Below are 12,189 nucleotides of genomic sequence, written 5' to 3' on the forward strand. Positions count from 1 at the left end.
ACCCGGGGCGGCACCCACACGGGCGCCCAACTGGCGGCGCAGCTCACCTACCTGTTCCGGAAGTCCGAGGCCGTGTTCAGCCATGCGGCCGATTGTGAGCTCGGGGCACGCACGCTGTCGGCCGAGCAGCGCAAGGAGCTGGTGCTGGACTGGCAGGACGCCTGGAAGGGCGCACCGAAGAACGGCCACACCACGCATCTGCTGCTGTCCTTCCCGGCTGACCTGTCGCCCCGGAAGGCGCTACGGATCGCGGAAGCTTGGGCCTTCGAGATGTTCCAGTCGGGCACGCATGTCGCCGACGAATGGGCCTATGTCGCGGCGCTGCATACCGACCGGGCGCATCCGCATGTCCATATCGTGCTGAACAATCGCGGGCTGCACGGCGACAGCTGGTTCTACATCGCTCGCGACCACGTGTTCTGCCTCGACATGATGAAGGAGCGCCTGGTCGGGATCGCGGCCGACATGGGGGTGGAGCTCGATGCCTCCTCGCGGCTCGAGCGCGGCATCCTGACCTATGGTCCGAGCCGCGCCGAGATCGAGGCGGCTGCCCGCGAGAAACGGCAGGTTCACGAGCGCAAGCTGCAGGGACAGGCGCTGGAGGACGGGCTCGCGGTCATCGAGCAGAGCGCTGCCACCCTGCGGATGCTGGCCTCGATCGCCTCGCTGTCCCGGCTCAAGGAGGTGGCGCTTCGCATGGAGCGCGCGGCCGGGATCCTGGAGACGGGCGGCATCCTGACGCCCAAGGCCCTGGAGACCGGCGCCATGGACCTGGAGACAGCCGGAAGCCGGCAGGAGCTGGACCGGGTGTTCACGGGCTGGCTTGAGCGGGCCGAGCGCCGGATTGCCAGGCTGGCGCCTGCAGAGCAGCGTGAGATGCGCCAGGAGCTGGCCGAGATCACGACCGGGATCCTGCGCGATCTCGGCGACGCACGCGGGGCCGAGCTGGTCCTGCGCGCGCCCCGCTCGGAGCTTTACCGGACCCAGGTGCTGGACGAGGAGATCCGGCGCGGCACGGTGACAAGGGAGCTGACCGAGCGCGCGACGCAGGAGGTCAGATCCGCGGTGCTCAACGCCGCTGGCGCCATCGGCCTCGACCGCGGCACGATGGCGGGCCGCCTCGAGCAGCCGGCCGCGAACGCCTGGCAGGAGCGGGAGTGGGTCCGGCAGGACCTTCAGGCCGTCTCGCAGGCGCGGGGTCTTGATCTCGACCGCGAGGCCGAGCGCCATGCCGCCGCCGAGCTGGTGGACCGCTTCTACGCCACGGCCGCCCACGTGCTGAACAGGGCGCTCGAGATCGACCACAGCCCTGCGCGTGATGATCGTCTGACGCGGACGCTGGCATCGCTGGCCGCGGTTCACCGCCAGCACGGCCGGGTCGCGTTCGAGCATGAGGATCATGCCGAACGCTTCGCCTCCGATCTCAAGGCGCGTTACGGCGAGACGGTGATGGCGCAGATCGCCGCCGGCGACGACCGCGCCCTGGCGCTCGACGTCCCCGCGGCCCGGCAGCGGCGCGACATTGCGAGGGCGCTCGTTGCCGCCGCGGAGGCCCACGAAAGCCTCGGGCTGAGCACGCGGCAGGCGGAGCTGGCAAAGGAACGGCTGCACGAACATGACGAACCCCAGCATGAGCCGCGCCGCAAGGACCATGATCTGGAAATGTAAGGAGGCCCTTGCAGACGCTTGTAACATCCGTGGCCTGCTGACCTGAGAAGGGTTTCCTTGGCGCTGCCTGTCCCTTGGGGAAGATATGAAGACGACAGCGGCAAACATGCGGGCATCTTGACCAAGGATAGCGGGAACCACGCGGGGTTCCTGATAGGTCGGTATGCATAGAGGAACGCGGTATTGCTGTTGTTCCAATGAAGGTGCGTAGCTGAAGGGCGGGCACAAGCTTTTTTACCCTCTAAGCAATTTATAGTAATGTTACTACATTGCCTCGGAGGATGTCGTGACTATCACCACCCTTTCCAGCCGTGAGCTCAACCAGGACATCGGGCGCGCCAAGAGGGCCGCCCTTCAGGGTCCAGTCGTCATCACGGATCGTGGCCGCCCCGCCCATGTCCTGCTGACCTTTGCACAGTACCAGCGGCTCACTGGCCAGCAGCGCAGCCTGGCCGAGGCGCTGGCGATGCCGGGGCTGAGCGACATTCCCCTTGAGCCGCCAAGGGCCGGTATCAGCAGTCGGGTTCCGGACCTGTCCTGATGCTCCTGCTCGACACCAATGTCGTTTCCGAGCTGCGCAGGGTCGGGGATGGCCGGGCGGATCCCGGAGTCATGGCATGGTTGGCAGGAACCGATGCCAGCAGTTGCTATGTCTCGGCCCTGACCCTCATGGAGCTTGAGATCGGGATCCTGCGCGTCGAGCAGCGTGATCCGGCACAGGGCAATTTGCTGCGCCGCTGGATGGAGAGCCGGGTCATGCCCGAGTTCGCCGAACGCACCCTGCCCGTCGACACAATCGTTGCGCTGCGCTGTGCCCGCCTCCACGTGCCGGACCCACGGGCCGAAAGGGATGCGCTGATTGCCGCAACAGCGCTTGTCCACGGCATGAGGGTGGTGACCCGGAACGTCGCGGATTTCGCGGCTACAGGCGTTCCGCTTCTGAACCCCTGGACAGCATCCTAGCTGCGGGCCTGCAGGCCTGCAGGCAGGTTCCGCAGTCCACGCCCGTGGCAATCCCGTGCAAAGCTGGGCCGGACGTGCCGGGGTCACGGACCTCAGGAGGTTCTGTCTATGAGCTTTTCATAAAGGGGACGGTAGGTCTGGTTGTGCTGATAGGCGCTCAGGGCCTTCACGATCAGCGCCCATTCCTGGACCGTGAGATGCAAGCCTGCCGGAGGGCTGCGGAAGGTAAAGGAAGGCAAGTTCATCTGCGTCTGGCGAGAGGTCAATTCATCCTCCGGTATACTGGTACAAGGGGCCTGAAGCGGCCAAAATCATCAACTATGCAGAGATTATATCGAGATTCTTTCTCCGTTTAGTTGTCTAAAAGGTTAATTCGTCCATGGCTCCGGGCTGGCCGATATCCTGCCTCGTGCCCTCGGCCGTGCCCGGGGGGCGCTACAGGGTCCGGTCCTTTGGTTACTCGAAGATGAAGTCCGCTCCGCTCAGGGAGACCAACGATGACATGCTTGAATGGCTCGATGACACGATCAGGCAGAAGACCGGCGGCTCGCTCAAGGATGTATATGCTCCAGCCTTCAGGAGCATTGTCCTGCGCCTGCAGGACGCCACGGGCGCTTACTCGGCTGAATGGATAAGCTGCTGAGGATCATCCGCCTGCGTATGCACAAAGAATTGCCGCTGAGCCCCTGCTGGCTTAGGCTGGCCGGCAAAATACCCCAAAGGGGAAGGACGAGCAGAATCGGATAAACCACCAGCCCAAAAGGAAACCCCCCGCGCGGGGGTCCGCACGAGGGGGCTTGGGTAGCAACACAGGTTTGGCGACCTGATTAGCAGCAGATTACACCTGCTAGAGTTAGCTGCCCGCTCCCGGAAATCAAGAGCAAAAAGCGCATCTGTGCGAACGGATGAGGCTTGCCTGCGGACACCGCGCTTCTTGTGACATAGGAGCAGCACTTGACGACTGTAGCAGCCGCAGCAAGCGGCGATTTTTTCAGATGCCTTGGCGTTCTGACCCAGGCTTGCACAGGTGCGCGCGCCCAAGGCCGGACGCGGCTCCACCGCACCTCTCACCAGCTTGGCACCTGCGAAGCCACGTTCTGGCGCAGCACCACGCGGCAAGAGGTGCAGAAGATCATCAAGGCTGCGCAGCGATACGAGCTGCACGGCCGCAAGCCCGGCAGACGCAACGGACCGTTGGGAAGCATCGCTCTGGAGATCCTGGCGCTGTTCGGCAACTTGGTCAGCTTCAAGACGGGACGCCTTGACCCTTCCCTTGACTGGATCATGAACAAGTTGAAGCGGTCGAGGGATGCCGTTGTTCGGGCCTTGAAGGCGCTGCGCGACCACGGCTTTCTGGATTGGCTGCGCCGATTCGAGCCCACCCCGAACGAAGGCCGTGGTCCGCAGGTCCGGCAGGTCAGCAACGCTTATCGTCTTTCCGCACCCAAGCGAGCCCTGGCGCTTCTGGGCCGCTGGTCCGGCCGTCCTTCCCTGACGGATGATGACCTCGCACGGGCTGACAGGAAGGACATCGAGGCAGAGCATGTGGCATCGCTCGATCTCGGGGAGTTCGCCAGTTTCCAGCTTGGTGACTCGCCTCTCGGGAAGGCACTGGCGCAGATGGGCAGAGCCCTAGACTTACGCGAGTCTGTCAAGCGGACTGAATCCCAGTCTACCATATATTCTTATACTCCCGTGTAAGATGAGGGTATGACGCAGAAGCACTCCAACTAGGCTCAGGACTCGTTAAGTTTCATGGCCAGAACATGATGGTTGCGGCGAGTGCGATGGTGGACAGGAAGACCTTCGGGCATCTGTCGTAACGCGTGGCGAGTTAGCGTCCGAGGAGCTGGTGTAATTTTATTACTACCGGCGGTGCGATCCTGGGTGGCCATCGAGGTGTAGGATCGAGGTGGAGTTTGGCGACTTCAACCACGGACCTTACGGAGACCCCGAGGACCAAGACGAACATGGACCTGTCCGAGCTTCTGGCCAAGCACGATCAGGGCGGCTTCCTGCGCTCCATCGCCGAGGCCGTCCTGCAGTTTATCATGGAGGCCGATGTCGAAGGTCTGATCGGCGCCGGACGGCATGAACGCAGCGGCGAGCGCACAACCTGGTTCAAGCAGGTGCGCATCAAGACCCGCCGCAACTACCAGATCCGCTCGCTTCTCACGGCTCGCGAGACGCTGGTGCGCATTCGCGTCAAGATCGAGAACGAACTGCGCGGGCTGTTGCGCACCTTCGGCGTGCTGTTCGGCAAACGCGTCGGCAGCTTCGCACGCCGCGCCGGAGAGATCATCTCGGGCGAGCTTGATGCCGCGCCCGAGATGCGTCTGGTTGCCGAGGCGCTGATGAAGGCGCGGGCCTCGACCCTGGACCAGATCAAGGTGCTCGACCGGCGCTTGTCTGCCATTGCCCGGGCAATGCCCATGGTGCGCCTGTTCATGACTGCGCCCGGCGTGGGCGTGATCACGGCCTTGGCCGCGCATCACAACCCAACACTGAAAGCCTTCGCACAGCGGCTGCGCAAAGCTGGCAAGCCGCACAAGTTCATCATCACTGCCGTCGCCCGCAAGCTTGTCACCATTGCCAATGCGCTATGCAGATCGCGGAAGCCGTGGGCCGCCCAAGCCGGCTGAACGATACAGTTGCTAGCGGTTGATCAGGGAGAAGTGGTCATCCTACAAGATCCGTGTATTGTTCTAGTGGGTGGGTTATTGGGTATGAGTTCTGATCGCACAACGTGGCTGGATGGACTTCGGGGCGTTACTATCTGCTTGGTCATTTTGCACCACTGCTACCTCTCCGTAGCATTCGCCTTGCCCGAACTGGGCCAAAGCTTCCTTCTCCCCGCCTATACGATCGACCGTGCCATCGCCCTTGTGCGGATGCCGGCATTTTTTCTGTGTTCCGGCATCCTGTTTGCCATTCCCGCAGCGCGAGGCTGGAAATGGTTTCTGACCAAGCGTATCGCATGGACGGTTTGGGTAGTGGCTCTGTGGGGCTGGATTACGGTCGGGCTGACCTTTCTCGGATTTCAGATATATCCATGGGGCGGCTCCAACCCTACGGTCCGTGGTTTGCAAATGGCTCTTGTCGAGCCGATCGGGAACATGTGGTTCATCTACACGATCGCAATCTTGGGTGTCTTCGGCATGACCTTCAGGGGTCTTGGCAAGACATCATTCCTGCTTCTCGCCTCCGTGCTCTCGCTCGCAGCATTGCTGATCGTCTATTACGGCAACCTGCCCTCAGGTTTTGACCTAGTCATCCGAAATCTGGGGATGAGGGGTTTCCTGTTCTTCACGATCGGTTTCGTGTTCGCAAAGTCATTCATAGACATGCCAAGTGGGCGGCTCCTTGGCGCGCTGATCGCTCTCGCGATCTGGACGTTCTGCGCTTACCTGCTGAAGCAGCTGAATGGAGAAACCTTGTTCTACCGTCCGATCTTGTCTGTGCCCGCCACGTTCTCCGCCATCTACATCCTGCGATATGCCTTAGCTAACCTCCCCTCAATGAGCCGTGGCTTTGAATATCTTGGCCGCCGATCGCTGGAGCTGTTCCTGCTGCATCAGTTCTTTGTCGCCATATTCTTCTTCTCTATGCTGCCCCTGCTCGGTCGGATAGGCGGAGAGGCTTACATTGCGATTATGTTCCTTGCCACGATGATGTCTTCCATCGTGCTCGCCCGACTTCTTCGGCGAGTGCCTGACAATGTGTTCTTCGCCGTTCCCTCAGGTTTAAAGAGTGTGAGGTGAGGCTCTGCCGGGCAGGCGGTTGACCCCGAACGCATCGCCAGAAGAATCCGCAAAAACGCACATCTCGTCTTGTGCGTTTGAGTGGGCTCAAAGCGTTACCGCTGATCGTGCGATGGTTGCTATTTTTTTCTGCGCCAAGGCCACCAACTGCGAGGCTGGTCTACCAGCTTTTCCGCCATTGCCTTCTAGCGCTACTTTGGCACACTGACTCAAACCGCCTGCTTCTCTTGCTGCTTCTGCTGTCGCGAGTTGCGGCGGGAGGGGGATATAGGATGGGAGGCAGACTGGCGAGCGGAACTGGACCGGTTCCTGGAGCCATTTGTGGCCCGGCGGGACCACCGGGCGCGGCGGGCCATGTGCCCGCTTTATGTCGCTGGCCTGATCGGCCCGGGAGACCGCAAGAGCATCCAGCCCATGGCATCGCGGCTGGGACTACGCAGCCACGATGCGCTGCATCACTTCGTCTCGGCTGGGCGTTGGGACACCGAGCCGCTCGGCGCCGAGCTGCTGGCGCAGGCTGACCGGCTGGTGGGCGGTTCTGAGGCCGTCCTGATTGTGGATGACACGGCGCTCCCGAAGAAGGGGAGCGCTTCAGTCGGCGTGGCCCCGCAGTATGCGATTGTGCTGGGCAAGAATGCCAACTGTCAGACGCTGGTGTCGCTGACCTTAGCCTCAGGCGAGGTGCCGGTGCCGACCGCGCTGAGGCTCTTTCTCCCGGAGAGCTGGATGGTGGATGGCGCTCGCCTCGACAAGTCCGGTGTGTCCTCAGAGTGCCGCACCTTCCGGAGCAAGTCCGAGATCGCGGTCGAGAAGATCGACCGCTATCTCGGGCCGCCGGTGTGCGCTTCGAGTGCGTCCTAGCGGACGCGGGCTATGGCTGGAGCGCGCCCTTCCGCTAGGCCCTGAGCGAGCGGAGTCTCCGGTGGGCGGTGGGCATCCCAGCCAAGCAAAAGGTCTACCCCGTCGATGTCGAGATGATCCTCCCCGTCGCCAGACACGGTCGCCCGCGCAAGCGCCACGTCCCTGACCAGCTCAGATGGTCTGCCGAAGCAGGACTCGCGGACGCCGACTGGCAGACATAGAGCTGGCGGTGTGGCGCCAGGGGTCAGCTGGCCGCCCGCTTTGCAGCGTTACGTGTCCGCGTGGCTGACGGCCCGCCGCAGCGCATCCACGACATGGGAGCCTAGCACCTGCCGGGCGAAGAGGTTTGGCTGGTGGGCGAGAGCCGCGCCTCGGGCGAGCGCAAGTATTACCAGTCGAACCTGCCTGCCGACGCGGACCTTAGGACACTTGCCGCCACCATCAAGGCGCGTTGGTCCTGTGAACAGGCCCACCAGCAGCTCAAGGAGGAACTCGGCCTCGATCACTTCGAACGGCGCTCCTGGACCGGGCTGCACCGACACGTGCTCCTGACCATGATCGCCTTTGCCTTCCTCTGGCAGCGACGCATAGCCCAAGTCAGGTGGGGAAAAAATAACCCTCAGCCCCCCCTCAGCCGAGCCTGCCCGCCATCCGACAGGCCATCATTGCAGCGCTCAGGCCACCACACCTGTTGACCAAATACCCACACTGCCGACGATGGATCAGGCCGCCTGAAACAGGAGTGCCAAAGTAGTGCTAGAAGGGCTATGTGTCGGTGCTCTAGCTCGAAGGGCTGATTGTGGTGGATCAGTAAAAGAAGCTAGCAAAGCGCGACTATGTCTGGGTGGGTGACGATAAGATGGTATCCGGGAAGGCTGCTCGGTGATCCCCTCCTACTACAAGACCTCGATTGGCAGCCGGTTCCAGTTCCGCCAGGACGTGGCCCAGATGGTGCATGGAAGCTGGTAGGGCGTTGACACCCACACAGGAGCCACCACGTGCGGACAGCGAGGCTTATCCACGCGATGCTGGATGGAGCGAATGGTCGCCAAGACCTTCTCTCGCGGTGTACAGACTGATGGACTATCTGTGAACGAATATCTCCTCCCGGTCTTCGGCTGCTTTCCTACGCGTCCAAGAAGATGTTGCATACCGGATTATTTCTTATATCCGGTTACCATAATAATCTGGTTCGTGAATCATGCCGACTGTTGTCATTGCTTCGCCCAAGGGGGGCGCCGGGAAGTCTACCGCCGCGATCATTCTGGGAACTGAGCTTGCCCATGCTGGCGCCGCCGTCACGCTGCTCGACTGCGACCCGAACCGGTCGCTGTCGCTCTGGGCCAGTCGAGGTCCCCTTCCCTCGCGCATCACGGTCCTGTCGGACGTGGGCGAAGGCGAGATCGTCCGCACCATCAAGCGCCACGACATGGACGGGCAGATCGTCATCGTGGACCTTGAGGGCGTGGCCTCGCGGCTGGTCAGCCGGGCGATTTCGCAGGCAGACCTGGTGATCACGCCGATGCGGGCGACGACGCTGGACGCGACCGTGGGCGTGCGCGCCCTGCAGCTGATCCGCGAGGAGGAGGAGGCGCTCGACCGCCCCATCCCCCATGCCGTGGTCTTCACCATGACGCGGGCGGTGCGCTCGCGCCAGCACAGCGGGATCGAGGCCTCGCTGCACGACCAGGGCGTCGATCTGATCGAGCCGCCTCTTATGGAGCGGACGGCCTTCTCGGCGCTGTTCGAGTTCGGCGGCGACCTGCGGAGCATGCCTGCGCAGGGCAACATGGCGGCCGCGATCGGCAATGCCGAGGGCTTCGCCCGCGCCGTTTATGCGCGGCTGACGGCGGAGGATGCGTGATGGCGGACAAACCTTTCAGCGTGGACCTAGGCCGGCTGAAGTCGCGCGAAAAGGACCGCAGCACGGCGGCGGTGGAACGTGTAGACCGCGCTGGCGAGGGACTGGGCTTCGTGGACCGCGACCCAGTCAAGCGGCGTGGCCGCAAGCCCAGCCCGCGCACGGGACAGGTTCATGCCAAGGTGCTGCCCCATGTCGCGGAGGAGATCGCCGCCGAGGCCCGCCGCCGCGGCGTCCAGCAGGGTGTGGTGCTGGAGGAAGCTTGGGCGCTCTACAAGAGCCGGGAAAGCACGGCTGATTGATGAAGTAATCTGGTTTGTTTTTTTACCGGATAAACAAACAAATCCGGTGCCATCTTTCATTTCAGGCTGCAACAGGATTATGGATCTCCAAAATAATCTGATTATTTATATCATCCGGTAAAAACAATTACCCAATAATAGTATGCACTGGGCTGTATTCCGGTCTCTCAAGGCTCTGCCTTGCAGGCTTTCGGACGCGCCCGGGTTCCACCCGACACTGCTTGGATGGGGCAGGATCACCTTGCCCTATCTAAAACGGTCCCAGACGCAGCGGTTGCGCCCTAGTCCTTTGCCACTTCGCCAAAGGGCATCATGGCGAAGCCTGCCAGATAATAGCCGATGTCGCGCACCAGCATGTTGCCCCTCCGGCCCCGCCCATCACCGGTGTCGTACTGCTCGGGCGTATAGATGGCGTTTGCCTTCACGGCGACGTTGGCCATGGAGAAGAACTCGATTTTGGTCTTCATGTCTTGGTGCCGCGCGTGCAGGACGTGGCAGCCGACCTCGACGTCATCGAAGACGAACGTGACCTCCGCCTTGAGCGGGTCCTCATGATAGACCACCGCGCAGGCCCAAGAACAATATTCCTCGTCCAGCGGCTTCGTCAGGCCTAGCCACTGGTCCGTCTCGATCTCGTTCCCCGAACGAGCCCGTGCAGCTGTTGGAGCCTACCTTGCTGTAGTGTTGGGCAAAGGTCATGGTGAAGGGAGTGTCCGCGCCACTCCAAGATTAGTTGAACTTCTCTAGGAGATCGATCTTTGGCGCCCATTGTGTCCATCTGCCTATCGCCCCCGTCGAGCCGCGCCCGGCAAGCCAGAAGGCAGATCACGAGAAGCAGCGCACAGGGATCTTGGCCTCCATCCACCGAACGCCCTCGACGTCGCAGACCTCGTCCTGGTCTGCCTCTGGATGATCGTAGCCTGATGCCAAAACAGGCGGGCTGTCGTGCTCGGCGCGCTTGTCCATCGAGAAGGCCGGCGTATGCAGACGGATGGCCTTCTCGTCCGCGTCATGGGTGATAGGGAAGGCGCGCGCCGTAATCTGCCTGCGTGCTGCGGAACTCGTCGAAGACCGGGGCAAGGTCGGGATCATAGGGCATGCGTCATCTCTCCTGAGTGGCGCCAAAGGCGCTCGTCGGGAATGCGGCTGATCGGTCGTGTCGGCTGCGGCTCCGGGCATCGCTGCCGCAGGAGCGGAGGGCTGTCTCCGCGTCCGGGTGCGCCCGGGCGACGGCAGGTCGGTCATGTCCGTGCCTGCCGTGGGCGCGGGGGAGGGAAGGCCCTCGACGGTTCAGAGAAATTATGAGGAAAGCGTTAACCAGCGCTTTCCGAGCAGGGCGTTGCGCCGCCCGGAAACGCAACAAATGCAACCCAAGCGAAAGTCCTGCATCATCAATCAGCTTCAGGTTAATCCGCCCTCACAGGTTTTCACGCAATTCTGTCGTCTGTTTGTACAAGTCGAGCCATTCGACGGTTTTCCGGCGCAGCGGAATTGTCTATCAGGTGCACCAACCCGGCCTTGGGGAATTCTGCATTTTACCCGAAGGCCTGCATTCTGGCCCATCCCGACGGCTGCTTTCTGCCGGAGACGACATTGCACGTGACCTATCTTGCCCATGACCTCGACGACCCCGCGATCTGGCGGCGGGTCGAGATGCTGCGGCGGGGCGGCGCGACGGTCCGCGTGGCGGGGTTCCGGCGGGGGCAGGGGCCCTTGCCCGAACCCGCGACCGTGCTGGGGCGCACGGCCAACGGGCGTATGGTCCAGCGGGTGCGCGCGATCTTGGCCGCCTGGCCGCGCGTCGCCCGGGCGGTTCCTGCGCCGGACGGCCCCGAGGTCATCTTGGCCCGCAACCTCGAGATGCTGGCCCTAGGCGCAAGGCTCGCGCGCGCGCGCGACGCGCGGCTGGTCTATGAGCTGCTGGACATCCACGGCATGATGCTGGGGCAGGGGGCCGTCGCCCGCGCCCTGCGCCAGGTCGAGGCCGCGCTGATGCGCCGGGCCGGGCTGGTCGTCCTGTCCTCGCCCGCCTTCGCCGCGCGCTACCTCGGCCCCCATGGCCAGCCCGAGGTGCCGGCGCTGCTGGTCGAGAACAAGCCCTTTGCCCGTCCCCAAGCCCCCCTCAACGTCGCCCCCGCGCCCGGCGGGCTGGAGGAAGGCGGGCCGCTGGTCATCGGCTGGTTCGGGATGCTGCGCTGCCGCTGGTCGCTGGAGGTTCTGGACCAGCTCACCCGCGCCATGCCCGGGCGGTTCAGGGTGGTGCTGCGCGGGCGTCCGGCGCTGGACGTGATGGGCGACTTCCATGCGGTGATCGACGCCAACCCCGACCTGTCCTTCCTCGGACCCTATGACTGGCCCGACGACCTGCCGGACATCTACGGGGGCGTCGATGTGGCTTGGCTGATCGACCGCTACCAGGCGGGGCAAAACTCGGACTGGCTGCTGCCGAACCGCCTTTACGAGGGCTGCCTGAACGGCGCCGTCCCGGTCGTGCTGGAGGGGACCGAGGTCGCGCGCCGCGTGGCCGCCTGGGGCTGCGGCGTGAGTGTTGCCGCCGCCGAGCCCGAGGCCGTCGCCGCGGCCCTGTCCGCACTGGACGGGGCAGGCCTTGCCCGGCGCCGCGCGGCGGTGGCCGCGATCCCCCGGACCGCGCTGGAAATGGACGAGGCCGAGTGCCACCGCCTGACCGCCGCCATCTGCGGCACCGCAGCTGTTCCCCTGGCCGAAGCCGCCGCCCCGGCCGCTCCTGCCCTTGCCCGCTGAGGTTCCCGCC

General features: G+C 63.5%; 11 protein-coding genes and 2 pseudogenes. 10 read left to right on the plus strand and 3 right to left on the minus strand.

The genetic code is table 11. From position 1 onward, the window contains the following. The 3 genes from ACFFII_RS14540 to ACFFII_RS14550 all read left to right on the plus strand — a co-directional run. On the plus strand, positions 1-1,668 hold a 1,668-nt coding region (locus tag ACFFII_RS14540; protein ID WP_377699594.1), incomplete at its 5' end, for a relaxase/mobilization nuclease domain-containing protein. Between the two features lie 286 nt (positions 1,669-1,954). Continuing rightward, positions 1,955-2,209, plus strand: a complete 255-nt coding sequence (locus tag ACFFII_RS14545; RefSeq protein ID WP_377699595.1) for a type II toxin-antitoxin system Phd/YefM family antitoxin — start codon at positions 1,955-1,957, stop codon at positions 2,207-2,209. Further along, entirely contained in the window at positions 2,209-2,631 is a 423-nt protein-coding gene (locus ACFFII_RS14550; RefSeq protein WP_377699596.1) for a type II toxin-antitoxin system VapC family toxin, read from the plus strand. The genes ACFFII_RS14545 and ACFFII_RS14550 overlap by 1 nt, the downstream gene beginning before the upstream one ends. A gap of 92 nt (positions 2,632-2,723) precedes the next feature. On the opposite strand, the gene ACFFII_RS14555 is transcribed toward ACFFII_RS14550, so the two are convergent. Continuing rightward, positions 2,724-2,897: a hypothetical protein gene (locus ACFFII_RS14555; protein ID WP_377699597.1), complete on the minus strand. Its 174-nt coding sequence runs from the start codon at positions 2,895-2,897 to the stop codon at positions 2,724-2,726. Between the two features lie 688 nt (positions 2,898-3,585). Here ACFFII_RS14555 and ACFFII_RS14560 point away from each other — a divergent pair. From ACFFII_RS14560 to ACFFII_RS14585, 6 genes and pseudogenes are all read left to right on the plus strand, one after another. Continuing rightward, positions 3,586-4,332 (plus strand): helix-turn-helix domain-containing protein, encoded by a 747-nt coding sequence (locus tag ACFFII_RS14560; RefSeq protein ID WP_377699598.1) that lies wholly within the window; start codon positions 3,586-3,588, stop codon positions 4,330-4,332. A gap of 269 nt (positions 4,333-4,601) precedes the next feature. Continuing rightward, positions 4,602-4,823, plus strand: a pseudogene (locus ACFFII_RS14565) (hypothetical protein); the annotation flags it as partial. Positions 4,824-5,357: 534 nt separating this feature from the next. Continuing rightward, complete coding sequence (locus tag ACFFII_RS14570) at positions 5,358-6,392, plus strand: acyltransferase family protein (protein WP_377699599.1); 1,035 nt, start codon at positions 5,358-5,360, stop codon at positions 6,390-6,392. Between the two features lie 267 nt (positions 6,393-6,659). After that, positions 6,660-7,988: pseudogene (locus ACFFII_RS14575) on the plus strand (IS701 family transposase). 466 nt (positions 7,989-8,454) lie between these two features. Further along, on the plus strand, positions 8,455-9,117 hold the full coding sequence (locus ACFFII_RS14580; RefSeq protein ID WP_377699600.1) for a ParA family protein: 663 nt from the start codon (positions 8,455-8,457) through the stop codon (positions 9,115-9,117). Further along, on the plus strand, positions 9,117-9,416 hold the full coding sequence (locus ACFFII_RS14585; RefSeq protein WP_377699601.1) for a chromosome partitioning protein ParB: 300 nt from the start codon (positions 9,117-9,119) through the stop codon (positions 9,414-9,416). Before ACFFII_RS14580 ends, ACFFII_RS14585 begins: the two co-directional genes overlap by 1 nt. Positions 9,417-9,697: 281 nt before the next feature. On the opposite strand, the gene ACFFII_RS14590 is transcribed toward ACFFII_RS14585, so the two are convergent. Both ACFFII_RS14590 and ACFFII_RS14595 read right to left on the minus strand, forming a co-directional pair. Continuing rightward, entirely contained in the window at positions 9,698-9,979 is a 282-nt protein-coding gene (locus ACFFII_RS14590) for a hypothetical protein (RefSeq protein ID WP_377699602.1), read from the minus strand. A gap of 262 nt (positions 9,980-10,241) precedes the next feature. After that, on the minus strand, positions 10,242-10,382 hold the full coding sequence (locus ACFFII_RS14595; RefSeq protein WP_377699603.1) for a hypothetical protein: 141 nt from the start codon (positions 10,380-10,382) through the stop codon (positions 10,242-10,244). A gap of 633 nt (positions 10,383-11,015) precedes the next feature. On the opposite strand from ACFFII_RS14595, the gene ACFFII_RS14600 reads away from it, so the two are divergent. Beyond that, positions 11,016-12,179, plus strand: a complete 1,164-nt coding sequence (locus ACFFII_RS14600) for a glycosyltransferase family protein (RefSeq protein ID WP_377699604.1) — start codon at positions 11,016-11,018, stop codon at positions 12,177-12,179. Positions 12,180-12,189: the final 10 nt, after the last annotated feature.

Source organism: Paracoccus niistensis (assembly GCF_042432925.1).
GTDB classification, from domain to species: domain Bacteria; phylum Pseudomonadota; class Alphaproteobacteria; order Rhodobacterales; family Rhodobacteraceae; genus Paracoccus; species Paracoccus niistensis.

Coding starts and splice junctions, on each gene's coding strand:
- ACFFII_RS14550 (WP_377699596.1), top strand. CDS start 2,209: ATGCTCCTGCTCGACACCAATGTCGTTTCCGAGCTGCGCAGGGTCGGG.
- ACFFII_RS14570 (WP_377699599.1), top strand. CDS start 5,358: ATGAGTTCTGATCGCACAACGTGGCTGGATGGACTTCGGGGCGTTACT.
- ACFFII_RS14580 (WP_377699600.1), top strand. CDS start 8,455: ATGCCGACTGTTGTCATTGCTTCGCCCAAGGGGGGCGCCGGGAAGTCT.
- ACFFII_RS14585 (WP_377699601.1), top strand. CDS start 9,117: ATGGCGGACAAACCTTTCAGCGTGGACCTAGGCCGGCTGAAGTCGCGC.
- ACFFII_RS14595 (WP_377699603.1), bottom strand. CDS start 10,382: ATGGACAAGCGCGCCGAGCACGACAGCCCGCCTGTTTTGGCATCAGGC.